Raw genomic sequence first — 23,973 nt, forward strand, 5'->3', positions numbered from 1 at the left:
GGGATAACCTGGCTTATCCCGCCTTCTCTCTTCTTCGCGAAAAAACGCTTCTTGCCTCACACTTCTCTCTGCCTTCGCTTTCATTAACAAATAATTACATTACTTTAAACTTGTTGTTCAGTTCCTCTTATCGAACATGCAAGGAGTCATGTGATGAAAAACGTCAAAACCGGTGTAACCTGGTCTGTCGTGGCGTTAGTGGGTGCCGGAGCGTTTGCCATGCTGGCGCTCAGCCGGGGCGAACATGTTAACGCCTTGTGGCTGGTGGTGGCTTCTGTCGCCTGTTACAGCATCGCTTACCGTTTCTACAGTCTGTTTATCGCCAAAAATATTTTTGAGCTGGACGATCGTCGGCGTACCCCAGCCGAGCGAAATAACGACGGTCTGGACTATGTCCCTACCAATAAATGGGTGCTGTTTGGACACCACTTTGCCGCGATTGCCGGTGCCGGGCCGCTGGTCGGGCCGATTCTGGCGGCACAGATGGGCTTTTTGCCCGGCACAATCTGGATCCTGGTAGGCGTAATGATGGCCGGTGCCGTGCAGGATTTCCTGATCCTCTTTATCTCCACCCGGCGCGATGGCCGGTCGCTGGGGGAAATGGCCAAACAAGAGCTGGGTGCTTTTGCCGGTGTGGTGACGATGCTGGGCGCCCTGGGCGTGATGATCATTATCCTCTCCGCGCTGGCTCTGGTGGTGGTAAAAGCATTGGCCAACAGCCCATGGGGCCTGTTTACCATCGCGGCCACAATCCCGATTGCGCTGTTGATGGGCATCTATATGCGCTTTATCCGGCCCGGCAAAATTGCTGAGGTATCGCTGATAGGGTTCGTGCTGATGATGGCGGCGATTATCTATGGCGGCGATATCGCGCAGCATCCTTACTGGGGTCCTTTCTTTACCCTGAAAGGCACGACGCTGACCTGGGTGCTGGTCATTTATGGCTTTATCGCTTCGGTTCTGCCGGTCTGGCTGCTGCTGGCGCCGCGTGATTACCTCTCCACCTTCCTGAAAATTGGCGTTATTTTAGGTCTGGCCGTGGGCATTCTGTTTGCCATGCCGGAAATGAAAATGCCCGCCGTGACGCGCTTTATTGACGGTAGCGGCCCGGTCTTCTCAGGCGCGCTGTTCCCCTTCCTGTTTATCACCATTGCCTGCGGTGCCATTTCCGGCTTCCATGCGCTGGTCTCCAGCGGCACCACGCCCAAGCTGATTGAACGCGAAAGCCATATTCGCTTTATCGGCTACGGTGCGATGCTGATGGAGTCTTTCGTGGCAATCATGGCATTGATCTGCGCCTCGGTTATTGAACCTGGCGTCTATTTCGCCATGAACTCGCCTGCCGCACTGATTGGCACCACGGTGGAGTCGGCCTCACAGGCAATTAACGGCTGGGGCTTTGTGGTGACCCCTGAAATGCTGACAGGGATTGCTCGTGACGTGGGTGAAACTTCCATTCTTTCACGTGCAGGCGGCGCACCAACGTTTGCGGTAGGAATGGCGCATATCATTACCGAGGTGTTTAACAGCCGGGTGATGATGGCCTTCTGGTACCACTTTGCCATTCTGTTTGAAGCGCTGTTTATTTTGACCGCTGTGGATGCCGGTACGCGGGCCTGTCGTTTTATGGTGCAGGATCTGGTGGGCACCGTGGTGCCGTCGCTGGCGAACAATCGTTCCTGGGCTGGCAATATGGCTGGCACCACCGTTGCCGTGGCGGGCTGGGGCTTCTTCGTCTATCAGGGCGTGGTAGATCCGCTGGGCGGTATCAATACGCTCTGGCCGCTGTTTGGTATCGGTAACCAGATGCTGGCTTCTATGGCGCTAATCCTGGGCACCGTGGTGCTGTTCAAAATGAAAAAACAGCGCTATGCCTGGGTAACCATTCTGCCAACCGCCTGGCTGTTTATCACCTCGATGACTGCTGGCTGGCAGAAGATTTTCCACGAAAAACCGAGTATTGGTTTTCTGGCGCAGGCGAAGAAATTCTCTACAGGTATTGAGAATGGCGTGGTGATTGCGCCAGCTAAAACGGTGGCAGATATGCAGACGATTGTCTTCAGCAATCAGATCAATGCCGCCCTGTGCGCCTTCTTTATGCTTGTCGCGGTAACGATGCTGATCGCCGCCTTCTTTGTTATCCGGCGTGCGCTTAAAAGTGAAAAACCAACTACTCATGAAACCAGCGTTTCTTTGAGAAATGAGGCTCACCATGTCTGATGCCGTTTCCCGTCCACGTCAGAGAAGTTTTTTCGTTATCCGGCGTGTGGTTCCTATGCCAGGCAAAACGCCAGAAAAATTAACGTTACGTTTGTTAATGTCACGTCTCGCACAGAGTTTCCGGTTAATGGTAGGTGTCCAGGATTACCCGACCTACCTGCGGCATATGAATCAGCAGCACCCTGCCACTAAGCCCATGACAGAAAAGGAATTTCACCGCTATTGTCTGGAGGCCCGCTTTCCCGGAAAAGGCGGAAAATTAGGTAAATGTCCCTGCTAACCCCTCGCTCCCGGTCAACCGACCGGGGCATTTTATGCCCTCTGCTAAACGCAAACCAAAAATATATTTCAATACACCTTGAGATTCTGCTGGTTGCCGAATACTGTTGCTAAAATAAGAAGATACAGCATGAATAGCGTCCCTTAAGGAGACACCTGATGACCGATGAACAAGGGCAATCTTTACTCTATACCTATTTTGGTACTACCAGCCCTCATTGGCGTTTAAAGGCCGACAGTGATGCCCTTCTTTTTGCTGAAGATGAACAGGCAAGTACGCATATAGCCGTTCCGCTTACCGGACCTCAGGCAAACCTGATCCGCAGCATGACCGTGATTACCTCCAGCGCCAATTTAACCCTCTCGTTATATGGCGAACCGCTCTCCATGCACCTTGTTGGCCGAAGGGTTAACCAGACCTCCTGGGCGGGCAGCGCTTCTGCCTGGGGTGATACCTCTGCCGTGGCGCGGGATTTAGTATTAGGTCTCTCTTTTGCTGAACAGGTGGTGTCCGAAGCGAATTCCGTGATTGTTATCGTCGATCAGCGCGGTAACATTCAGCGTTTCAACCGCCTGAGCGAAGAATACACCGGTCTTAAAGAGCAGGAAGTCATTGGGCGAAATGTCTTCCAGCTGTTTATGACTAAACAGGAAGCCTCCGCTTCCCGCCGTAATATCAGTGGTTTTTTCCGTGACGGCAGCTCTTATGAAGTCGAGCGCTGGATCAAAACGAAAAAAGGCCAGCGGCTCTTTTTATTCCGCAATAAATTCGTTCACAGCGGCAGCGGTAAAAATGAAATCTATCTGATTTGTTCAGGTACAGATATTACCGAGGAGCGCCGTGCTCAGGAGAGACTGCGCGTACTGGCTAATACGGATACCATCACCGGCCTGCCAAACCGTAACGCAATCAATTACGCGATTGCCGAAGCGTTGGAAAACCGTGTCGGGCAGCAGGTTGGCATCGTCTACCTCGATCTGGACAACTTTAAAAAGGTGAACGATGCGTACGGCCATATGTTTGGCGATCAGCTGTTGCAGGCCGTCTCGCTGGCGATCCTGAGCTGTCTGGAAAAAGACCAGACGCTGGCCAGGCTGGGTGGCGATGAGTTTATTGTGCTGGCTACGGATACCAGCCAGGCCTCACTGGAGGCGATGGCTTCACGTATTCTGGATCGGCTTAAACAGCCCTTCCGCATTGGATTGATAGAGGTCTATTCCGGCTGTTCCATCGGTATCGCCGTCAGTCCGCAGCACGGTGAGGACCGGGAAAGTTTGATCCGTAACGCGGACACCGCAATGTATACCGCTAAAGAGAGTGGTCGCGGCAAATTCTGCATCTTCTGCGCCGAAATGAATCAGCGGGTCTTTGAGTATCTCTGGCTGGATACCAATTTACGTAAGGCGCTGGATCAAAATCAGCTGATTATTCACTATCAGCCCAAGATTGATGCGGATGGCGAGGTGAGAAGCGTGGAGGCGCTGGTTCGCTGGCTCTCGCCAGAGCGTGGACTGGTGCCGCCAGGCAGCTTTATCTCTTATGCTGAAGAATCAGGGCTGATCGTTCCGCTGGGCCGCTGGGTAATGTTAACCGCTTTAGAACAGATTGTTCGCTGGCGTGAGCGAGGCATTAATTTACGGGTGGCGGTGAACGTCTCTCCCCGTCAGCTCATAGACCAGAGTATCTATTCAGATCTCAAGCTGGCGCTGGAACAGGCTAATCTGGATCATTGCCCGATTGATATTGAGCTTACGGAAAGCTGCCTGATTGAAAATGAAGAAAAAGCGCTGGCGCTGATGGGCCAGTTCCAGCAGCTGGGGGCGGAAGTTCACCTTGACGATTTTGGCACCGGCTACTCTTCGCTTTCACAGCTGGCGCGCGTTCCAATCAATGCCATTAAACTGGATCAGAGTTTTGTGCGCGGGGTAAATGAGCAGCCTGTTTCTCAGTCGCTGGTTCGTGCCATTGTAGCCGTTGCCAGAGCGCTGGAGCTGAAGGTCATTGCTGAAGGTATTGAAACCAAAGAAGAGGAAAGATTTGTCCTGGCGAATGGCGTTGGCACCCGCCAGGGGTTTTACTATGCAAGGCCAATGCCCGCAGAAGATATTGAGCACTGGCTTGCTAACAGAGCGGAAAAAATTAACGCTTAGCCAACTTTACGCAGTACCTGGGCACTGTGACGGTTTTGTAGCTGAACAAGGCGCTCCATATAGGCAATATCTTTCGGCTCGATAGTGAAAGCGAAATCGACCCAATCTTCCGTAATATCCATTAACTCCGCGCGTGTCAGTTGCAGAACTCGCTGACGCGCTTTGAGCATGGCTTTCACCCCATTCAGTTTTGGCTTGATGGTATCGATAAACGTGCGTGTCGCCTGATAACCATCACCCGGCTGAAACACTTTATCGACCAGACCGCGCTGTTCAAACCACTCTGCGGTATGCGACTCCCCTTCGCAGATTAACTCTTCTGCCAGCTTCATACCGGACCGGCGGGCGACCAGTGAGTAGCCCCCCATGCCTGGGAAAAGGTTAAAAGCAATTTCAGGGAAGCCCATTCGGGCACTGTTTTGCGCCAGAATGAAGTGGTGGGCCAGCGCAGCTTCAAAGCCTCCTCCTAATGCGCTGCCTTCGACCATAGCTATACTGACGGCTCCGGTATCAAATCCCCTTGCCGCTGCATGAATACAGTCCACGCATGCCCGCGCATAGGCTCTGAGAGCCTCGCGCCGTCCATTTTTTATCGATTCCACAAAGAAACGCAGATCGCCACCGGCATTAAACATGGTCGGTACTAAAGAGCCGGTCACCCAAAAATCGATGGGTAAACCAGAGCGCTGCGCGGCATAGCTGAGATTCATGATCTCTTCGATAAGCTCGTGATTAAAGCTCGGACGGGGTTGCGCGCGAAGTAACATCCACATGGTACGACGGCCCTCTTCATAGTAGGCAGAAAGCTGTGTGGTATGTCCAACTTCGCTAAACAACCGGCATGTAGTCTGATTAATTACTGTCATTTTGTGATCCTCTGATTATGGGAGCGCTTAAGCGCGGTTCCAGCGTAATCCAGAGCGCGTGATCACAAAATCTGCTTTTGATTTTTAAGATAAAACAGGGTGAAGCAGGCGGGAATTTAGCCTGATGATGTGGCTAAACCCGTTGCCTGCTTTGCAGGAGAACCTTTTGTTACTGTCCGGTAACCGGGCCTGATTAGTTTACTTTTTTTGACCATACCAGGCATTACTGCCGTGCTTACGCAAATAGTGATTATCCAGCAAGGCGGACTGAATGGCCGGCAGCCCCGGTGAAAGCTGTAAACTGAAGATGCCCATATAGGCCACCTCTTCCAGCACTACCGCAGTATGCACCGCCTCTGCTGCCGTTTTCCCCCAGCAAAAGGGACCATGTGAGTTGACCAGCACCGCTGGGATAGTTTCAGGATCGAGTTCACGCTGGCGGAATGTTTCGATGATCACATTGCCCGTTTCCCATTCATAGCGCGTCTGGATCTCTTCCGGTGTCATCTGACGAGTACAGGGAATGGCGCCGAAAAAATCATCGGCATGCGTGGTGCCCCATGCAGGAAGATCTTTCCCTGCCTGCGCCCAGATGGTGGCATGTCTGGAATGGGTATGGACTATACTGCCTGCACCAGGCCAGGCCTGATAGAGCGCGCGGTGGGTATCCGTATCAGAAGAGGGGCGCTTCTCGCCTTCCACCACTTCACCCGTATCAACATTCACTACCACCATATCGTCACGCTGCATGGCGTCATAGCTGACACCAGAAGGTTTGATCACCATCAGACCGCTGTCGCGATCTATAGCGCTTACGTTACCCCAGGTGAAAACTACCAGTCCGTGTCCGGGCAAGGCCAGATTCGCTTCCAGCACCTGTTGTTTTAACGCTTCTAACATTTTTTCTCTCCAGCCGTTTTTCTCCATTCTCCGCGCAGCGCTGAAATCTGGGTATGGAGATATTGGCTGGATGCGGGGATGATTTCAGCTGACGGATCAGAAATGCGGAATGAAATCGGATAATTTACCTGTTGCGGCCATCGCCAGACGCTACAATAAAGCCTGGCATCAAAACCGCAGGTGATAGTTAGTCCTCTATCTTTCTGCTGCGGTCAGCGACCCGATTACTGGCTGCCTGAGCGGGCAGGTGACAACATTATCCAGCGGCGTATTTCCTTTATGTGAGATAAACCACTTATATATTTGTCAGGGCTGGGCCTGAAATGCAGAGCTGTCGCTATACTGTTAAAGAGACCTCTGCTGTAAAAATCAAGGAGAAGTGATGATGACATTGACTGCAAAACGTATTTCCGCAGGCCTGCTGGCCGCGACGTTAGTTCTTTCCCTGAGCGCTTGCTCTAACTGGTCTAAACGCGACCGTAACACGGCTATCGGCGCCGGCGCGGGAGCGATTGGTGGTTCCGTTCTCACCAATGGTAGCGGGCTGGGAACCGTAGGCGGTGCCGCAGTTGGCGGTATCATCGGCCACCAGATTAGTCGTTAATAAAAAAATCTTCACACAGCGTAACAACAGTAAAAGGCCGCGATAAAACGCGGCCTTTTTTTCTTTAACCTCCGGCCAGTTTCACCTTCAGGCCTTTTGCTTCAAGCAGCGTCTTTAGCAAGTCTCGTTTGTCACCCTGAATTTCGATAACGCCCTCCTTTACTGCTCCGCCACATCCGCATTTTTTCTTTAATTCTGCCGCCAGTTTTTCCAGCTCTGCATCGGCCATATCCAGGCCCGTTATCAGGCAGACGCCCTTCCCCTTCCTGCCGCTGGTCTGGCGCTGAAGACGAACGATGCCATCGCCTTTTGGCCGCTGGGTTTGCGGCGTGGGTTCATCAATCCGTCCCGATTCAGTTGAGTAAACCAGGCGACTGTTATTCTCCGCCATTATGCCTCCTGTAATGATGCCAGAATGGTTTTTAAGGTGGCTTCAGGATCTGAAGACTGGGTTATCGGACGTCCAATCACCATATAGTCTACACCAGCCTGTAGCGCCTGCTGCGGCGTCATGATGCGGCGTTGATCGCCCGCTTCGCTTCCCACAGGCCGGATGCCTGGCGTCACCAGCTTAAATTCTGCACCAAGAGCCTGTTTAAAGCGTGCAGCTTCCTGCGCCGAGCAAACCACGCCATCAAGGCCACATTGCTGAGTGAGCCGGGCCAGCCTTTCTGCGTGGTCGGCTGGTGAAGCATCGATCCCGATATCCCGGAGATCGGCCGCTTCCATGCTGGTGAGTACGGTGACGGCTATCAGCAGGGGTGCCTCTTTGCCAAAGGGCAGTAAGGCTTCACGGGCCGCCTTCATCATCCGTGCTCCCCCACTTGCGTGTACGTTCACCATCCAGACGCCAAGATCGGCAGCCGCAGCGACGGCATGCGCTGTGGTGTTAGGAATATCGTGAAACTTCAGATCCAGAAAGACCTGGAATCCGCGTTGATGTAACTCTCTGACCAGATTGGGGCCAAACAGCGTATACATCTCCTTGCCCACTTTCAGCCGACAGCTCTGCGGGTCAATCCGGTCAACAAATGCCATAGCCGCAGCGAGATCGTGATAATCCAGCGCGACCAGAATGGGAGAACCGGTTACCTGAGGTGATTGCATGGAAAAGCCCTCTGAAAGTGATGCGCCAGTAGCACAAGAGATAAACGGCAAGCATTCTACCTTTGCCACCGGCAAATGCATAGTTTGCCGGTTCAGATTTTGCAGTTTGCCCTGCCTGACGAGGGTTATCTCTGTTGCTTCTGTAACCGTGTTAGTTTAACCACCAATAGTATGTTGTAACTAAAGTGCGCGAAAAGAAAAGGCCAGTCCCTTCGCAGGGTTACTGGCCGTCCAGACCGCGGATAGGCTTTACGGAAGACCACGCCCGGCATGAAGGACAGTGCCAGTAAAGCGCATGGGCGGTAAAGCCACACTTGTGGCAGCGGTAACGAGGTTTAGTACGGATTTGCTCGCCCACCATATCGCGCAGCACCATCAGGCTCTCTTTCGCCCTGCCATCTTCCGCTTCGTGCAGGTGGTAGTCCATCAGCCGGTGGAAAACACGCATCGTTGGGTGACGCTGGAGCTGGCGATTAATATAGAGCTGAGCCACCTCCCCTCCCTCTTCACGCTCTATAACGTCAGAGAGATAGAGTTCCGCAGCGGCGCCGGTGTTCTCCTCCACGCAGCGCTGAAGGTACTCTGCCCAGGCCTGAGGTTGATTAAGCTGCTGATAACAGGTTTCCAGCATCGCCAGCGTCTCGCTGACCAGCTCTTTATCCTGCTCTATCACGCGTTGCAGATGCCCCATCGCTTTAGCATATTCACCTTTCGCCATGTGAATGCGCCCCATCATGATCGAGACGCGTGCGCTCTGCCGATCTGCCGACTCCCCTTTTTTCAACAGGCTCATGGCCCGGTCAAGGTCATCACTGCCCATCGCCTGTAGAGCCAGTTCGCAATAGAAATGGGCGATCTCCATGCGCTGCTTATCTTTACCCAGTTTAACCAGCCGCTCGGCCACTTCGATCGCTTTTGGCCAGTCGCTGGTTGCCTGATGGATGATTAACAGCTGCTGCAACGCGCCTACCCGGAAATCTGTTTCATCAACCAGCTGGCTGAACATCTCTTCAGCACGGTCGTAAAAGCCAGCAGCCATATAATCACGCCCCAGCTGTTGCACAGCCAGGAGTCGTTGATCGTAGGTCAGGGAGGCGCTTTCCATTAAGGATTGATGGATGCGGATAGCGCGGTCAACCTCTCCTCGTGAGCGGAAAAGGTTACCCAGCGTGAGGTGAGCTTCTACCGTGCCGCTATCTTCTTTGAGCATATCAAGGAAGAGATCGACCGCTTTATCCTGCTGGTTGGAAAGCAAAAAGTTTACCCCTGTCACATAGTCCCGCGACAGGCGGCTTGCTTCCTGTTGCTTGTCCTGTTGTGCGCTGCGGCGCCCCATATACCAGCCGTAAGCGGCGGCTACAGGCAGTAACAGAAACAGCAATTCCAACATAAGAGATTATTCCTTGAGGGCAGGAACTTGTGACGCTGTCACAGCTTCTTCTGCCTGCCCCAGCTGCTGCTGGAGGCGTTTTAATTTACGTTGAGAGTGAGCAAGCGACACACGGACGCGCAGCCAGAACAGGCCACAAATGGCCCAGCCAAGGAGAAATCCGGCCGCGAACAGAACAGCTAACAACGTTGAAACCCGATATTCGCCCTGCGCCAGAAGATAGTTAAAGGTAACCACCTGATCATTATGCGCCCCAAGCGTAATCGAGATAATGAAAATCACTAATACCAGTAAAAAAATCAGCAAATATTTCACAGTCCATCCCATAGTCTGGTGTTAACCAGATGAATTATGCCAAAAAAAATGCGCTGTTGCTTGTCCGTTGCACCCTCAGAAGCTGCGACCGTGAAAAAAGAGTCTCCTGACTGGTAATATGGGTGCAAACATCAAAAAGACAATCACTCGCGATCGCGCTGCTCAATTTCACGCTCTTCCTGCGGCGGAACGGTAAGCGGGCCGCAATAACGCTGTACCAGCCAGGTAGCCAGGCTGACCAACACCCAACTAATCAGGGTAGAGGAGATCAGATCCTGCGGCCAGTGCATCCCCAGCGCTAACCGGCTACCCATCACTCCAATCGCCCAGCCTGTCAGCAGTATGACTGTCACGATGCGTCGGCGCGGCCAGAGCAACCCTATTCCCAGTAGTGCCCAGCTGGCGGCAAACATAGTATGGCCCGAGGGGAAAGCATACCCTGTTTCAAATTCCCAGTGCTGCTTCAGCCAGTCCGGCAATTGCGTGTTATCAATCAGCGCATTCCGCACCAGCGTGCTACGTTCTGGTCGCTTCTGCTGGTAAAAAGTTTGCTCATTCAGGGCCTGGCTCTGCTCCAGCCACATTACGTATGGCCTTGGCTCCTGGACCTGCTCTTTGATAAACGATTTAGTGTATTGCCCCACGAGGATGGCAGAAACCACGATGATCAGCAAAATGAGTGCCGGTTTAAGCCGGAAACGCAGGCACCACAAGAACCAGCCGCACAGGAGCGCACTGGTGAGGATGCCCCAGGGGCTGGTAACGGTTTCGGTCAGCCAAAAGAGCGCTTTGTAAACAGGCCCCATCTCTACCGGCTTCCAGTGCCAGCCAGAGAGCAAAACCCCAACGGGCATCAGCAGCAGTAACAGCGCGCCCAGGGTGGTACGTTTCAAGATATCTTTCATTGTCTTCCTTTACCGGTATGAAGCATTTCTCGTTTTTACGCTAAGTTTTTGTGAAAAAATAATAACATAGTGTTGATGAAGGTGATAATCGTGCGGTATCTGAACAATCGCTCTAAGACGTTAACCGCCTTCGCCCTGATTGTGGCAAAATAAGGAAACTGTGTCAGTTTGCTGACAGCGCGCTACCATGATGATAGCGCAACATTTGAAGTTTCTGGAGAGTCACATGCAGCTTAAACGGGTAGCAGAAGCCAAACTGCCCACGCCATGGGGAGATTTCCTGATGGTAGGTTTTGAAGAACTGGCAACCGGTCACGATCATGTGGCGCTGGTTTATGGCGATATTACTGACAGCGATGCGGTGCTGGCGCGCGTCCATTCCGAGTGTCTGACTGGCGATGCGCTCTTCAGTCTGCGTTGCGACTGCGGTTTTCAGCTGGAAGCGGCGCTGAACCATATTGCGGAAGAAGGTCGGGGCGTGCTGCTGTATCACCGCCAGGAAGGCCGTAATATTGGTCTGCTCAATAAAATCCGTGCTTATGCGTTGCAGGATAAAGGCTTTGATACCGTTGAAGCCAATCACCAGTTGGGTTTTGCTGCCGATGAGCGTGATTTCACTCTCTGTGCGGATATGTTCAAGCTGCTGGGGGTGAATGAAGTTCGCCTGCTGACCAATAATCCCCGTAAGGTAGAGATCCTTAGCGAAGCCGGGATTAACATTGTCGAGCGCGTGCCGCTGATTGTGGGGCGTAACCCGGAAAACGCCCACTATCTGGACACCAAGGCCGCTAAAATGGGCCATCTGCTGACGAAAGAGTAACGTCCAGGCTTATTAAAAAAGGGCCAACTATGTTGGCCCTTTTGTTTCAGCAACAGCAGAGTGCTTTGCTGCTGGCTCTGAGTTATGCCGCAGCGGGTTTGTCGCTCAGCATGTTACGGATTACATAGTGCAGGATACCGTCGTTCTGGTAATAAGTAAGCTCATTACCGGTATCAATGCGGCACCGTGTCGCCAGCGTCTCTTTCCGCCCGTCGCTATAGGTCAGGGTGACGTTTACCGTGCCCCCCGGTTTCAACTGAGTCAGGTTTTCCACATCAATCTGCTCATCGCCGGTTAACCCCAGCGTTTTGCGGGTCACATTCTCCGGGAACTCCAGCGGCAGGATCCCCATCCCAATCAGATTTGAACGGTGTATACGTTCAAAGGATTCTGCAATAACCACCCGGATACCCAGCAGGCGCGGGCCTTTTGCTGCCCAGTCGCGGCTGGATCCTGAACCATACTCTTTGCCCGCAATCACCGCCAGCGGCGTACCCTGCTGCTGATATTTCATCGCTGCATCATAAATGGCTAGCTGCTCGTCGCCCGGTACCATACGCGTGACGCCCCCTTCCACCCCCGGCACCATCTCATTGCGGATGCGGATATTAGCGAACGTGCCGCGCATCATTACCTCATGGTTACCACGACGGGATCCGTAGGAGTTAAAATCGCCGCGCTCAACCCCATGCGCCTGTAGGTAACGTCCTGCCGGACTTTCCGCTTTGATACTGCCTGCGGGCGAAATATGATCCGTAGTGACCGAATCACCCAGTATCGCCAGGATGCGCGCGCCGTGGATATCTTCAACCGGCTTGGGTTGTTTTTCCATATCATCAAAGAAAGGCGAAAGCCGGATATAGGTCGATCCTTCGTCCCAGTCATAGGTAGCGGCTTCGCTGACTTTGATCTGCTGCCATTCAGGCGTGCCTGTGAACACTTCGGCATACTCTTTATGGAACATTTCGGTAGAGACAAGCTGCACTGCTTCAGCTATCTCTTCCGGTGAAGGCCAGATATCTTTGAGATAGACAGGGTTGCCAGATTGATCCTCACCAAGCGGATCCTCCTGTAAATTGATATTCATATTCCCGGCCAGCGCATAGGCCACCACCAGCGGCGGCGAAGCCAGCCAGTTGGTTTTCACATAGGGGTGAATTCGTCCTTCAAAATTGCGATTTCCGGAGAGCACCGCCCCCATGGTGAGATCGCCCTCTTTGATGGCATTTTCAATTTCATCCGGCAGCGGCCCCGAGTTACCAATGCAGGTGGTGCAGCCATAGCCCACCAGATTAAAGCCAAGCTTATCCAGATAGGGCGTCAGGCGCGCGGCGGCGAGATAGTCCGATACCACTTTGGAGCCAGGCGCAAGCGAGGCTTTGACCCAGGGCTGACGTTTCAGCCCCAGCGACACCGCTTTTTTCGCCAGTAGCCCGGCAGCCATCAAGATGCTGGCATTCGAGGTATTCGTACAGGAGGTGATAGCGGAGATGACCACAGCGCCATCTTTCAACGTATGCTGTTGGCCCGTTTTGCTGTCGTGGTAGGTGACTTCTTTATGCTGCTTCAGCGCCTGATTAACTTCCAGCTCATTACTGGCCTGGAAGGCTTTGGGGACATCCCCTAACGAAACGCGATCCTGCGGCCGTTTTGGCCCGGCAACGCTGGCCACCACATCATTCATATCCAGCGCCAGGGTACTGGTGAAGAGAGGTTCATCGCCAGGATTTCTCCACAGCCCCTGCGCTTTGGCGTAATGCTCTACCAGTGCTACCTGTTCGCTGCTGCGGCCGGTGAGCTTCATATAGCCAATAGTCACTTCATCCAGCGGGAAGAAGCCGCAGGTTGCGCCATATTCAGGGGCCATATTGGCAAGGGTACCGCGATCGGCAAGAGGCAGATCGGCCAGTCCATCGCCATAGAATTCAACAAATTTACCCACTACACCATGTTTACGCAGCATCTGAGTCACGGTCAGGACTAAATCAGTTGCGGTGATGCCAGGTCGTAATTTTCCGGTTAGCTTAAACCCTACTACGTCAGGTATCAGCATAGAGACGGGTTGCCCCAGCATGGCAGCTTCTGCCTCAATACCCCCCACGCCCCACCCTAACACACCCAGAGCATTGATCATGGTAGTGTGCGAGTCGGTTCCGACCAGGGTATCGGGATAAGCTATCTCTTCGCCATTTGTGGTTTCATGCCAGACCGCTTTGCCGAGGTATTCAAGGTTGACCTGATGGCAGATGCCCGTACCTGGTGGCACCACGCTGAACTGATTAAATGCTTTCTGTCCCCAGCGCAGGAAAACATAGCGCTCGTGGTTGCGCTCCATTTCCAGGCGCACATTCTCTTCAAATGCATCATCATCGCCAAAATGGTCAACGGTAACCGAATGGTCAATTACCAGATCAACCGGGGATAACGGATTTACTTTGGCCACATCGCCGCCCAGCCGGTTCACGGCTTCTCTCATGGCGGCCAGGTCGACCACGGCGGGAACGCCGGTAAAGTCCTGCATTAATACACGTGCCGGACGATAGGCAATCTCCCGGTCAGCGTGCGCATGGGCAAGCCAGCCCGCCAGAGCGGCAATATCCTCTGCGGTGACAGAATCTTCATCCTGCCAGCGCAGCAGGTTTTCCATCAGGACTTTTAAGGATTTGGGCAGGCGGGAGAGATCGCCCAGTTCTTCAGCGGCCTGGGGCAGGCTGTAATAGGTATAACGCTGGCCTTTGACATCCAGTGTAGCCCTGGCTTTATTATGTAGGGTAGACGACATCGCTCCTCCTTCATGGATCTCTGAACATAACCTGAGACATTACAGGGTTTGATTTAAAGATAGTACAAACGAGAAGTAACGTTTTGATAACAACACGAAACGACTATAAAGGAGAGGCCCCTGAACGTAAAAACGCCCCGCGGGATATTCCAGCGAGGCGTTTTTATATAAAGATGAATTGTTTAACTATGCACTATTAATGCATCATCAAACCGACCCAGACGGCGCTTGTCCAGAATAAGGCTGAGAAAGTCCAGGTACTAAACCAGGTCATTTGAGTTAAATTCATTTTTTTCACTCCCTCAGGCCGCCAGGACCAAAAATGTTCTTGAATCAAAACCTTTAGAGATAAAGGCTTAACCGTTTATTGATGGCTTTTCCATCATTCAGGCATAAAGGTGCCTGGCCATAAAGTTGGCAATTAAAGTCAAATTTTTGATTATATAAAAATCTTAACGCACCGGCTGAAAAGTGCGGCTGTTACTTCGCTTTCTTATCGATCATGGAATCAATAAAATTACGCTGTAATTCACTCAGGCCCCACGCGTCTGGAATAGCAACTTCATCCGCATTTTTGCCTTTGCAATAACGTTCTTTCATCTTGTTGGTTTGTTGCGTTTTCTGATTCAGAGTTTGTAAGAACATAGTTAACCCCATACACGCCAGATCATGAATGCAACAACAATCCAAAACAGCGCTGAACCGGCGAATACCGCTAACCAGGCCTTGCGTTTCAGACTGCTGGTACGCTGAACCTTGATGGTTTTGTGTCCAAAGTCGGGTTGTACAGATAATCTAGTAGCCATAGTTTTTGATAATCACTCTCATTGAAAACGATTGTTTGAACCAATCAGAAATTAGGATGAATCCTAAACATTATTTTGGGCGAAATCCAGTAATTTTTATTGAACAAAACGATTAAAGAGATTAATCAAACAAGAAAAACTATATCCTTTGTGATTAATCAAACTTAAGTCAATTAATTACGTTCTAACCCAAATAACCGCGTTTAAACTCCCTTTCAGATCCAATCATTTCTGGAGAAAACTTTACTCAGCCTTAAGAACCGCCCCTCTCCGTCACTCTATAACCAGAGTATGAGAATCATCCTAACCATACGCAAAGTGTTCGGGTGAAAAGTGTGTACCATTTCTCATTTAATGAATAACAAAGAAAAAACATGTGATACATGTTTCATTTACGTAAAAAGAATTAAAAGCTTTTATCGATGAGAGTAATAGAAAGTACCAATCTATTAATAAAGGCCACAAAAGTGGCCTTGACTTAGCGATAGCAATCACGGGGGAAATTATCGGGCGGGCAATTTGATATCTTTAAACATCGCTTCTATATCTTCGTTGGAACGCAAACTTACAGCAGTATCAACCACATCGCGCGTCAGATGAGGCGCAAAACGCTGAATGAAGTCATACATGTAGCTCCTGAGGAAGGTGCTGCGACGGAAGCCGATTTTGGTCGTACTAAAGCTAAATACATCAGTTGCCTCGATACGAACCAGATCGGGATCGGAGACAGGGTCTACCGCCATGCTGGCAATGACCCCAACACCCAGGCCCAGGCGTACATAGGTTTTAATTACATCAGCATCGGTGGCGGTAAAGACGATGCGCGGGGTAAGCCCGGCCCGGTTGAAGGCGGTGTCCAGTTCAGAACGGCCCGTAAAACCGAACGTATAGGTCACTAATGGATATTCTGCAAGTTCCTCAATGGAAACTTTCGCTTTGCCCGCCAGGGGATGGTCGGGCGTGACCACAATCGCCCTGTTCCAGTGATAGCACGGCAACATAATCAGGTCGTCATAGAGATGCAGTGCTTCGGTGGCAATGGCAAAGTCAGCATTCCCCTTAGAAACGGCTTCTGCAATCTGCGTGGGCGAACCCTGATGCATATGCAGCGAGACGCGCGGGTAGCGTTCAATAAAGCCTTTAATCACATTGGGTAAAGCATAGCGAGCCTGTGTATGGGTTGTGGCAACGTAGAGCGAGCCTTTATCGGGCCAGGTATGCTCGCCCGCCACAGATTTGATTGCATCAACTTTAGAGAGCACTTCACGGGCAATACGAATAATTTCCTGCCCTGCCGGGGTAACCTGAGTAAGGTGCTTACCGCTGCGGGCAAAAATCTGGATACCCAGTTCATCCTCCAGCATACGGACTTGCTTACTGATACCAGGTTGTGACGTATAAAGCCCTTCAGCGGTGGAGGAGACGTTAAGATTGTGATTCACCACTTCAACGATATAACGCAGCTGCTGCAATTTCATTTTTCATTCCATTTGAGGTTTGAAGCCACGCACTTAACGCCTGGCCGTGCAAAAGCCGTGAAGACACCGCCGCAGCACTGATGGACCCGGTCTAATGCGATTTGATAATAAAGAAAGGAATTTCTATAACCACTATACCAAATATGAAAAGGATGTATAGCGAGCAGAGAGGAGAGAGGGCCAGCGAGTGCTGGCCCATCAGCTTACTTTTTCGAGGTTTTGGTAGTCACTTCCCATTTGCCGTCAACGTAAAACGCCGACCAGCCTGTTGCCTTCCCGTCTTTCTCGGTGCTGACATACTGCTGTTTGGTTTTACGGCTGAAGCGAACCACCGATTTGTTACCCTCTTCGTCACTGGCTGGCGCATCGGCCAGATAACGCAGCTTCTCTGGCAAACGATCGCGGAAGCGTTGCAGCTCTTCCACCAGCGGCGCACGCGTTTCCCTGGATTTAGGGAAAGTGTTGGCCGCAAGGAAGACGCCAGCTGCGCCATCACGCAGGACAAAATAAGCATCCGATTTTTCACAAGCCAACTCTGGCAGCGGAACCGGATCTTCTTTCGGTGGCGCAACGTCACCATTGCGCAGGATCTTACGGGTGTTTTTACACTCGTCGTTGGTGCAGGCCATGTACTTGCCGAAACGCCCCATTTTCAGGTGCATTTCTGAACCACACTTCTCACACTCCACTACCGGGCCGTCATAGCCTTTGATGCGGAATTCGCCCTGCTCGATTTCATAACCATCACAGCCGGGATTGTTACCACAGACGTGCAGCTTGCGCTGATTATCGATCAGGTAACTGTCCATGGCGGTGCCACATTTCTGGCAGCGGCGACGGGCGCGCAGCGCGTTCGTTTCCGCATCGTCACCCTCAAGAATATTCAGCACTTCATTCTCAGGGATCAGATTGATGGTCTGCTTGCAGCGCTCTTTTGGCGGCAACGCATAGCCTGAACAGCCCAGGAAGACGCCGGTGCTGGCGGTGCGGATCCCCATTTTACGACCGCAGGTTGGGCAGTCGATTGAGGTCAGGATCATCTGATTAGGCTGCATGCCGCCCTCTTCCGGATCCTTATCCGCCTGCTCCAGCTGCTGGCTGAAGTCCGCAAAGAACTTGTCCAGCACGCCTTTCCACTGCGCTTCGTTATTCGCTACCTGGTCCAGGCTGTCTTCCATATGGGCGGTGAAGTCATAATTCATCAGCTCACGGAAGTTAGACTCCAGACGGTCAGTCACGATTTCGCCCATCTTTTCCGCATAAAAACGACGGCTTTCCACGCGGACATAGCCACGATCCTGGATGGTCGAAATAATCGATGCGTAGGTTGAAGGACGTCCGATACCGCGTTTTTCCAGCTCACGCACCAGCGAAGCTTCGCTGAAGCGAGCCGGTGGTTTGGTAAAGTGCTGGCTTGGCTTGAGCTGCTGTAGCTTAAGTTCTTCCCCTATTTCAATTGGGGGTAAGGTCCGATCTTCATCGCCCTTGCGCAGCGCAGGCATCACTTTCGTCCAGCCATCAAAACGCAGCGTGCGCCCTTTTGCCTTGAGTTTGAAATCACCGGCAGTCACCGTCAGCGTGGTCGAGTCATATTGCGCCGGCATCATCTGACAGGCGACAAACTGACGCCAGATCAGCTGATAAAGCTTCTGTGCATCCGCTTCCATATCCTTTAACTGCTCGGCCTGGATAGCGACGTCAGAAGGACGAATCGCTTCGTGCGCTTCCTGAGAGTTATCTTTGCTGGTGTAAACGTTGGCGGCTTTTGGCAGATATTTGGTGCCAAACTCGCTTTCGATATAACCCCGTACCATGCCGACCGCATCCTGGCTCAGATTGGTAGAGTCAGTACGCATATAAGTGATGTGTCCAGCCTCATAGAGACGCTGCGCCATCATCATGGTTTTCTTCACTCCGTAGCCCAGACGCGTGCTCGCCGCCTGCTGCAACGTGGAGGTAATAAAAGGTGCGCCCGGCTTGCTGCTGGTTGGCTTATCTTCGCGATCGGCCACCACATAGCGGGCTTTTTCCAGCAGACTGACTGCTGCATGAGTCTGGTCGCCATTAACCGGGCGGAAGGGTTTGTCATGCTGATGCGTGACTTCCATTGGCAGGCCGATGCCTTTTGGCGTGTTCAGATCGGCATGCAGTTCCCAGTACTCTTCAGGCACAAAGGCTTTGATTTCGCGCTCACGCTCCACCACCAGCCGCACAGCGACGGACTGAACACGTCCAGCGGAGAGGCCGCGGGCAATCTTTTTCCACAGCAGCGGTGAGACCATATAGCCCACCACACGGTCCATGAAACGGCGTGCCTGTTGCGCGTTGACGCGGTTGATATTGAGTTCGCCCGGCTTTTCAAAAGCCTGACGAATAGCATTCTTGGTTATTTCGTTAAAGACCACGCGGCTGAAGCGTGAATCATCGCCACCGATCACTTCCCGCAGGTGCCAGGCAATGGCTTCCCCTTCGCGGTCAAGGTCCGTTGCGAGATAGATATGATCGGCGTTCTGGGCCAGAGACTTCAGCTCTGCAACCACTTTCTCTTTGCCTGGCAGAATCTGGTAGTCCGCTTCCCAACCGTGATAAGGATCGACGCCCATGCGGCTGACCAGCGCCGCCTTTTCATCTTTCTTGACTTTTTTGGCTGGTTTACTGGTTGTAGAGTCAGCGCTCTTTTTAACTGTTGATCCACTGGTCGGCAAATCCCGGATATGACCTACGCTGGACTTTACCACGTAGTCGTTTCCGAGATATTTATTGATTGTTTTGGCTTTTGCCGGGGACTCAACTATTACGAGAGCTTTACCCATAATTACCTTTACCTGATTAAAACATCCGAGAGTAAATTGTGCCGTTTGCCAGGGCAAGCGAGACGCGTTAACGATATGGCCACGGGGTTAATGATTTTCAACCCGGTGTTTTACTGCCCTGTTGATGCTCCCAACTCAGAGAGCCAACTTGCTGATTAACGACACCTTTTACAACCTGTTCAGTGCATTTCAAACATTGCGTAATGCCACTTTTACGCCCGGAAACTGAAACGCCCACACTGTACCTGATAAAATCTGATACGCAACTTAATTAGCATCTGCCTGCCATTTCCGCCAGAAAGTTGGTTAAAAAGAGTTACCTGCTGCATGCCCGCATTGACATTGTGGTTTTTACCCTGCGGGAGGTAATATACTCTTTTACGCGCGTCTACTATAAAGGAGAGAAAACATGAATCAGACCCAGACGATAGATCGAGATAATTTACTGGCACTGGCGAATGAGATGATTGCCGACCATAAAGATTATTTCAGGGGATTAGCCGCAACTGACGTGGAGCAAAAAGGTGATCTGCTTATTTTCCGCGGAGACTATTTTCTGGATGAACAGGGCTTGCCTGGGGAAAAGAGTATGGTGGTGTTTAACGTGTTTAAATATTTAACGGTGCAACTTTCACCCAACTACACGCTTAAAAAGTAGCAGCGTCCGCATAACGGACGCTGAAAGCGTTACAGCAGAGGTTTTTCACCACGCTGCCAGAGGCGAAGCAGAAGACGTTCTGCGCCAACCGCAGCGCTTTGGGTAAAACGGTCCATCATTTTCTTACGGCGGGTGTAACGCACGGAGATCACTTCGTGATTAGCCATCTGGTCGATGATCAGATCGTCGCTGGTGCCGATAGCGTCAATCAGCCCTTTCTCCAGCGCCTGGGTGCCAAACCAGTGCTCGCCCGTCGCCACGCTGTCTATATCCAGCGCAGGACGCATCTGATGAACAAACTGCTTGAACAGCAGATGGGTTTCGTTCAGATCTTCGCGAAACTTCTCGCGCCCCTGGTCGGTATTTTCACCAAACAGCGTCAGCGTACGTTTGTATTCGCCAGCGGTGTGCAGTTCCACATCAACATTGTTCCGCTTCAGCAGACGGTTAAAGTTAGGGATCTGGGCAACAACGCCAATAGAGCCGATGATGGAGAAAGGCGCGGCAACGATGCGATCTGCCACACAGGCCATCATATAGCCCCCGCTGGCCGCCACCTTATCAACAGCCACGGTCAGGCGAATACCCTTTTCGCGCAGACGCTGGAGTTGTGAAGAGGCAAGGCCATAGCCGTGAACCACGCCACCCGGACTTTCCAGACGCAGCAGTACCTCATCCTCTGGTTTTGCTACGGCCATCACGGCTGAAATCTCTTCACGCAAGGAGCTGACTTCATGGGCATCCATGCTGCCCTTGAAGTCCAGCACAAAGAGTGATGGCTTGCCGCTCTCCGGTTTTAATCCCTGCTTAGCGCGCTGTTTGGTGGCTTTCGCTTCCAGCTTATTTTTCTTCTTCTGCTCTTTGTGCCACAGTTTTTGATCCTGATGCTTCATTTTTGCAAGCATCATCTCATCTTTCATCTCCTGGTAGCGTTCCCCCAGGTTGGTGAGTTTAAGCTGACCAGATTGTGTGCGTTTACGCATCGCCAGATTGGTGATCAACACCGCAATTGCTGCAATGGCAACCACCACGGTGATCGTTTTGGCCAGAAAAAGCCCATAATAAGAGAGTAATTCCACTCATTCCGCCTTTATTTACATGATATTAGATCAGGCTGCTATTGTAGCCGAGTCGCTGGAGTACGTCGTCAGATTCCCGGCGTTAGCGCACGCTTTTACCTTTGCTGAACATTGAACTGCTCTGTAAATTAGGGCATAAAGCACATTATCGATTGCGGGCAAGGGTTTACCGGCAGGTTCACCGTATGCCCCAGGTTCCCGCCAGAGGAGTTCACCGTGCACTATCAACCTAAAGATAACTTACTCACCGACCATATTATCCTTGTTACCGGAGCCAGCGACGGCATTGGCCGCGAAGCCGCCCTGACCTACGCCCGCTATGGTGCCCAGGTTTTGTTGCTGGGGCGTAATGCGCAGAAATTAGAGAGGGTAGCGGATGAGATTGCCGCAACCGGAAAAGAGAGACCGCACTTTTTTCTCCTCGATTTAGAGCAGGCCACGCCTGAGCGTTGCCGGGAGCTGGCTGAAGAAGTCGCTGCCCAGGTTCCCCGCCTCGATGGCGTCTTGCACAACGCAGGATTGCTGGGCGAGATTGTGACCATGGACAAGCAGGATCCCGTCGTCTGGCAGCAGGTGATGCGGGTCAATATAGATGCCACCTTCTTTCTGACCCAGGCGCTGCTGCCGCTGCTGTTGAAATCCCCTTCAGCTTCACTGGTCTTTACCACCTCCAGCGTGGGACGTCAGGGGCGTGCAGGCTGGGGCGCTTACTCTGTGTCAAAATTTGCCACTGAAGGCATGATGCAGGTGCTGGCAGATGAATATGACAGCAAGCATCTGCGGGTAAACTGTATCAATCCCGGCGGTACGCGCACAAAAATGCGGGCCAGTGCTTTCCCGGAAGAAGATGCGCACAAGCTGAAAACGCCAGCGGACATTATGCCGCTCTACCTTTATTTGATGGGTGATGACAGTAAACGAAAAACGGGTATCAGTTACGATGCCCAGCCCGGTCGTAAACCGGGAGCGGCAGAATAATGGCTGAAGAGCGCCACCAGCAGCGTCAGCAGAAGCTGAAAGAGAAGGTTGATGCCCGCATCGCTTCAGCCACGGAAGTTCGCGGTATTTTGATGGTCTTCACCGGCAACGGCAAAGGGAAAACCACCGCAGCTTTTGGCACTGCCACCCGTGCCGTAGGCCATCAGAAGCGTGCCGGGGTCATTCAGTTTATAAAAGGAGAGTGGCCCAACGGAGAACGCAATTTACTGGAACCCCAGGGCGTAGAGTTCCAGGTTATGGCTACCGGGTTTACCTGGGATACGCAAAACCGTGAAACGGATACTGAAGCCTGTCTCCAGGTCTGGCAGCATGGCAAGCGGATGTTGCAGGATGAGAGCCTTGATCTGGTGGTTCTGGATGAGCTGACTTATATGGTCAGCTATGACTATCTCCCTCTGGCAGAGGTGATTGCCGCACTGAAAGGCCGCCCCGCTCATCAAAGCGTGATTATCACCGGCAGAGGCTGTCATCGCGAAATCCTGGAGTTAGCCGATACCGTTACCGAAATGCGTCCGGTGAAACATGCATTTGATGCAGGGATTCAGGCACAGCAAGGTATTGACTGGTAATTCCCCCAGGGGATTAACCGACGATAGCGCACCCGTTGACTTGCACGCTGCTCAGTCACCTGCCACTCAACAGCTAAAAAAAAACCCCGGATGCGCTGCATCAGGGGCTTTTTTACTGCTGCGGAAAAGCTAATCAGCCACGTTTGCTGGAAGGACGGCGAGTGCCGCTTACCTGCGAATGGCGTTTGACCGCGCGGCGAATCTGATTCGCTTTGGTGCGACGGCGATCTTTCTCTACCGCCACCTTACTGGTGGTTTCTGCTGGCAGACCAACCAGCTCACGTAAATAGTTGGTTGGAGCCAGTTCCAGCTCCGTCCAGCCACCGCGTGGCAGCCCTTTCGGCAGCGTGATATCGCCGTAGCGGGTACGGATCAAACGGCTGACCTGCACGCCGACGGATTCCCACAGACGGCGCACCTCACGGTTACGACCTTCTGTCAGCGTTACGGTATACCACTGGTTGATCCCTTCTCCGCCGGTAAATTTCAGCGTTTTAAAAGAAGCAGGACCATCTTCCAGCTGTACGCCGCGGCTCAGCTGTCTGATCTTATCATCATCAATAGCGCCGAATACGCGAACCGCATATTCCCTTTCAACTTCACGGCTCGGGTGCATCAGCCGGTTTGCCAGTTCACCATCAGTGGTAAAGAGCAGCAGACCGCAGGTATTCACATCCAGACGGCCTACGGCAATCCAGCGGGCGCCGCGCAATTTAGGCAGACGGTCAAAAACGGTTGGACGACCTTCAGGATCGTTACGCGTACAAAGCTCGCCTTCAGGCTTGTAGTAAGCCAGAACGCGGCAGACTTCAGTGGTGGATTCCGCTACGGAGACCAGGTGGCCATCTACGCGGATCTTAATAGAAGGGCTGGATTCAACGCGGTCGCCCAACGTCGCCAGCTTGCCGTCCACGCTGACGCGTCCGGCAGAGATCATGGTTTCAATTTCGCGGCGGGAACCGTGCCCGGCGCGTGCTAATACTTTCTGTAATTTTTCGCTCATGGCGCTACCTCTGTGTCGCCTTCCCAGGCGTCATGCTATTCAAGTGGCCCGTGTCCGGCGGCAAAGTCTGCTGTGCCGCGCCCTGCGCGTACACCCTGGCAAATCTCTGCCCTTTTCAGGGGAAGCGCATTCTACACTATGTTCATCTTTATTGATAACGCTATACGCACCCGCAGGCAGTGCCTGAGCGCAGCCTTTCACGGCTTCGAAGCTTAAAATTCCGTAATGA

General features: G+C 52.3%; 22 protein-coding genes. 8 read left to right on the forward strand and 14 right to left on the reverse strand.

Annotation, left to right across the window (positions count from 1 at the left end):
* Positions 1–153 precede the first annotated feature (153 nt).
* The 3 genes from AAH450_RS05760 (at position 154) to pdeR (ending at position 4,650) form a co-directional block, all read left to right on the forward strand.
* Complete coding sequence (locus AAH450_RS05760) at positions 154–2,220, forward strand: carbon starvation CstA family protein (protein WP_342909323.1); 2,067 nt, start codon at positions 154–156, stop codon at positions 2,218–2,220.
* Complete coding sequence (locus AAH450_RS05765; protein WP_342909324.1) at positions 2,213–2,500, forward strand: YbdD/YjiX family protein; 288 nt, start codon at positions 2,213–2,215, stop codon at positions 2,498–2,500. The genes AAH450_RS05760 and AAH450_RS05765 overlap by 8 nt, the downstream gene beginning before the upstream one ends.
* 158 nt (positions 2,501–2,658) lie before the next feature.
* Positions 2,659–4,650 carry a cyclic di-GMP phosphodiesterase gene (pdeR, locus tag AAH450_RS05770; protein WP_342909325.1) on the forward strand — a complete coding sequence of 664 codons (1,992 nt, stop codon included), beginning with the start codon at positions 2,659–2,661 and terminating at the stop codon, positions 4,648–4,650.
* Here the strand turns inward: pdeR and AAH450_RS05775 are convergent.
* Both AAH450_RS05775 and araD read right to left on the reverse strand, forming a co-directional pair.
* A complete protein-coding gene (locus tag AAH450_RS05775; RefSeq protein WP_342909326.1) occupies positions 4,647–5,516 on the reverse strand; it encodes a crotonase/enoyl-CoA hydratase family protein in 870 nt (289 codons plus the stop codon). The genes pdeR and AAH450_RS05775 overlap by 4 nt on opposite strands.
* A 198-nt stretch (positions 5,517–5,714) precedes the next feature.
* A complete protein-coding gene (gene araD, locus AAH450_RS05780) occupies positions 5,715–6,416 on the reverse strand; it encodes an L-ribulose-5-phosphate 4-epimerase (RefSeq protein ID WP_342909327.1) in 702 nt (233 codons plus the stop codon).
* A 385-nt stretch (positions 6,417–6,801) separates the two neighbouring features.
* Here araD and osmB point away from each other — a divergent pair, with 385 nt between their 5' ends.
* Positions 6,802–7,020, forward strand: coding sequence for an osmotically-inducible lipoprotein OsmB (osmB, locus tag AAH450_RS05785; protein WP_342909582.1), 219 nt, complete (start codon positions 6,802–6,804; stop codon positions 7,018–7,020).
* A gap of 64 nt (positions 7,021–7,084) precedes the next feature.
* Here the strand turns inward: osmB and yciH are convergent, their stop codons facing one another.
* The 5 genes from yciH to pgpB form a co-directional block, all read right to left on the reverse strand.
* A complete protein-coding gene (gene yciH, locus AAH450_RS05790) occupies positions 7,085–7,411 on the reverse strand; it encodes a stress response translation initiation inhibitor YciH (protein ID WP_342909328.1) in 327 nt (108 codons plus the stop codon).
* The gene (gene pyrF, locus AAH450_RS05795) at positions 7,411–8,127 is read right to left on the reverse strand and encodes an orotidine-5'-phosphate decarboxylase (protein ID WP_342909329.1); all 717 of its coding nucleotides are present in this window, start codon (positions 8,125–8,127) and stop codon (positions 7,411–7,413) included. The genes yciH and pyrF overlap by 1 nt, the downstream gene beginning before the upstream one ends.
* Positions 8,128–8,347: 220 nt before the next feature.
* A complete protein-coding gene (gene lapB, locus AAH450_RS05800; RefSeq protein WP_342909330.1) occupies positions 8,348–9,517 on the reverse strand; it encodes a lipopolysaccharide assembly protein LapB in 1,170 nt (389 codons plus the stop codon).
* 6 nt (positions 9,518–9,523) lie between these two features.
* The gene (locus tag AAH450_RS05805; protein ID WP_318790277.1) at positions 9,524–9,832 is read right to left on the reverse strand and encodes a LapA family protein; all 309 of its coding nucleotides are present in this window, start codon (positions 9,830–9,832) and stop codon (positions 9,524–9,526) included.
* Positions 9,833–9,975: 143 nt separating this feature from the next.
* A complete protein-coding gene (gene pgpB, locus AAH450_RS05810) occupies positions 9,976–10,737 on the reverse strand; it encodes a phosphatidylglycerophosphatase B (protein ID WP_342909331.1) in 762 nt (253 codons plus the stop codon).
* A gap of 226 nt (positions 10,738–10,963) precedes the next feature.
* Between pgpB and ribA the strand changes: the two genes are divergently transcribed.
* Positions 10,964–11,557: a GTP cyclohydrolase II gene (ribA, locus tag AAH450_RS05815; RefSeq protein ID WP_306205573.1), complete on the forward strand. Its 594-nt coding sequence runs from the start codon at positions 10,964–10,966 to the stop codon at positions 11,555–11,557.
* A gap of 82 nt (positions 11,558–11,639) precedes the next feature.
* On the opposite strand, the gene acnA is transcribed toward ribA, so the two are convergent.
* The 5 genes from acnA to topA all read right to left on the reverse strand — a co-directional run bounded on the left by acnA (position 11,640) and on the right by topA (position 19,436).
* Complete coding sequence (acnA, locus tag AAH450_RS05820; protein ID WP_342909332.1) at positions 11,640–14,339, reverse strand: aconitate hydratase AcnA; 2,700 nt, start codon at positions 14,337–14,339, stop codon at positions 11,640–11,642.
* A 480-nt stretch (positions 14,340–14,819) separates the two neighbouring features.
* A complete protein-coding gene (locus tag AAH450_RS05825) occupies positions 14,820–14,984 on the reverse strand; it encodes a hypothetical protein (RefSeq protein ID WP_342909333.1) in 165 nt (54 codons plus the stop codon).
* Between the two features lie 2 nt (positions 14,985–14,986).
* Positions 14,987–15,145, reverse strand: a complete 159-nt coding sequence (locus tag AAH450_RS05830) for a YmiA family putative membrane protein (protein ID WP_342909334.1) — start codon at positions 15,143–15,145, stop codon at positions 14,987–14,989.
* Between the two features lie 503 nt (positions 15,146–15,648).
* The gene (gene cysB / locus AAH450_RS05835) at positions 15,649–16,623 is read right to left on the reverse strand and encodes an HTH-type transcriptional regulator CysB (RefSeq protein WP_318790282.1); all 975 of its coding nucleotides are present in this window, start codon (positions 16,621–16,623) and stop codon (positions 15,649–15,651) included.
* 203 nt (positions 16,624–16,826) lie between these two features.
* On the reverse strand, positions 16,827–19,436 hold the full coding sequence (gene topA / locus AAH450_RS05840; protein WP_342909335.1) for a type I DNA topoisomerase: 2,610 nt from the start codon (positions 19,434–19,436) through the stop codon (positions 16,827–16,829).
* Positions 19,437–19,845: 409 nt separating this feature from the next.
* Here topA and AAH450_RS05845 point away from each other — a divergent pair, with 409 nt between their 5' ends.
* Positions 19,846–20,094 carry a DUF2498 family protein gene (locus AAH450_RS05845; RefSeq protein ID WP_342909336.1) on the forward strand — a complete coding sequence of 83 codons (249 nt, stop codon included), beginning with the start codon at positions 19,846–19,848 and terminating at the stop codon, positions 20,092–20,094.
* A gap of 29 nt (positions 20,095–20,123) precedes the next feature.
* On the opposite strand, the gene sohB is transcribed toward AAH450_RS05845, so the two are convergent.
* Positions 20,124–21,173: a protease SohB gene (gene sohB, locus AAH450_RS05850; RefSeq protein ID WP_342909337.1), complete on the reverse strand. Its 1,050-nt coding sequence runs from the start codon at positions 21,171–21,173 to the stop codon at positions 20,124–20,126.
* A gap of 216 nt (positions 21,174–21,389) precedes the next feature.
* On the opposite strand from sohB, the gene AAH450_RS05855 reads away from it, so the two are divergent.
* Both AAH450_RS05855 and cobO read left to right on the forward strand, forming a co-directional pair.
* The gene (locus AAH450_RS05855; RefSeq protein ID WP_342909338.1) at positions 21,390–22,151 is read left to right on the forward strand and encodes a YciK family oxidoreductase; all 762 of its coding nucleotides are present in this window, start codon (positions 21,390–21,392) and stop codon (positions 22,149–22,151) included.
* Entirely contained in the window at positions 22,151–22,741 is a 591-nt protein-coding gene (cobO, locus tag AAH450_RS05860) for a cob(I)yrinic acid a,c-diamide adenosyltransferase (protein WP_342909339.1), read from the forward strand. The genes AAH450_RS05855 and cobO overlap by 1 nt, the downstream gene beginning before the upstream one ends.
* A gap of 133 nt (positions 22,742–22,874) precedes the next feature.
* Here cobO and rluB read toward each other — a convergent pair whose 3' ends face one another.
* A complete protein-coding gene (gene rluB, locus AAH450_RS05865; protein ID WP_342909340.1) occupies positions 22,875–23,744 on the reverse strand; it encodes a 23S rRNA pseudouridine(2605) synthase RluB in 870 nt (289 codons plus the stop codon).
* Positions 23,745–23,973 lie beyond the last annotated feature (229 nt).

Origin of the sequence: Erwinia magellanica (genome assembly GCF_039023495.1) — a bacterium.
Lineage (GTDB): Bacteria > Pseudomonadota > Gammaproteobacteria > Enterobacterales > Enterobacteriaceae > Erwinia.

Excerpts from the sequence above, each read along its gene's own strand:
- AAH450_RS05760 (WP_342909323.1), top strand. The coding sequence starts at position 154 with ATGAAAAACGTCAAAACCGGTGTAACCTGGTCTGTCGTGGCGTTAGTG.
- AAH450_RS05765 (WP_342909324.1), top strand. The coding sequence starts at position 2,213 with ATGTCTGATGCCGTTTCCCGTCCACGTCAGAGAAGTTTTTTCGTTATC.
- pdeR (WP_342909325.1), top strand. The coding sequence starts at position 2,659 with ATGACCGATGAACAAGGGCAATCTTTACTCTATACCTATTTTGGTACT.
- AAH450_RS05775 (WP_342909326.1), bottom strand. The coding sequence starts at position 5,516 with ATGACAGTAATTAATCAGACTACATGCCGGTTGTTTAGCGAAGTTGGA.
- araD (WP_342909327.1), bottom strand. The coding sequence starts at position 6,416 with ATGTTAGAAGCGTTAAAACAACAGGTGCTGGAAGCGAATCTGGCCTTG.
- osmB (WP_342909582.1), top strand. The coding sequence starts at position 6,802 with ATGACATTGACTGCAAAACGTATTTCCGCAGGCCTGCTGGCCGCGACG.
- yciH (WP_342909328.1), bottom strand. The coding sequence starts at position 7,411 with ATGGCGGAGAATAACAGTCGCCTGGTTTACTCAACTGAATCGGGACGG.
- pyrF (WP_342909329.1), bottom strand. The coding sequence starts at position 8,127 with ATGCAATCACCTCAGGTAACCGGTTCTCCCATTCTGGTCGCGCTGGAT.
- lapB (WP_342909330.1), bottom strand. The coding sequence starts at position 9,517 with ATGTTGGAATTGCTGTTTCTGTTACTGCCTGTAGCCGCCGCTTACGGC.
- pgpB (WP_342909331.1), bottom strand. The coding sequence starts at position 10,737 with ATGAAAGATATCTTGAAACGTACCACCCTGGGCGCGCTGTTACTGCTG.
- ribA (WP_306205573.1), top strand. The coding sequence starts at position 10,964 with ATGCAGCTTAAACGGGTAGCAGAAGCCAAACTGCCCACGCCATGGGGA.
- acnA (WP_342909332.1), bottom strand. The coding sequence starts at position 14,339 with ATGTCGTCTACCCTACATAATAAAGCCAGGGCTACACTGGATGTCAAA.
- AAH450_RS05825 (WP_342909333.1), bottom strand. The coding sequence starts at position 14,984 with ATGTTCTTACAAACTCTGAATCAGAAAACGCAACAAACCAACAAGATG.
- AAH450_RS05830 (WP_342909334.1), bottom strand. The coding sequence starts at position 15,145 with ATGGCTACTAGATTATCTGTACAACCCGACTTTGGACACAAAACCATC.
- cysB (WP_318790282.1), bottom strand. The coding sequence starts at position 16,623 with ATGAAATTGCAGCAGCTGCGTTATATCGTTGAAGTGGTGAATCACAAT.
- topA (WP_342909335.1), bottom strand. The coding sequence starts at position 19,436 with ATGGGTAAAGCTCTCGTAATAGTTGAGTCCCCGGCAAAAGCCAAAACA.
- AAH450_RS05845 (WP_342909336.1), top strand. The coding sequence starts at position 19,846 with ATGAATCAGACCCAGACGATAGATCGAGATAATTTACTGGCACTGGCG.
- cobO (WP_342909339.1), top strand. The coding sequence starts at position 22,151 with ATGGCTGAAGAGCGCCACCAGCAGCGTCAGCAGAAGCTGAAAGAGAAG.
- rluB (WP_342909340.1), bottom strand. The coding sequence starts at position 23,744 with ATGAGCGAAAAATTACAGAAAGTATTAGCACGCGCCGGGCACGGTTCC.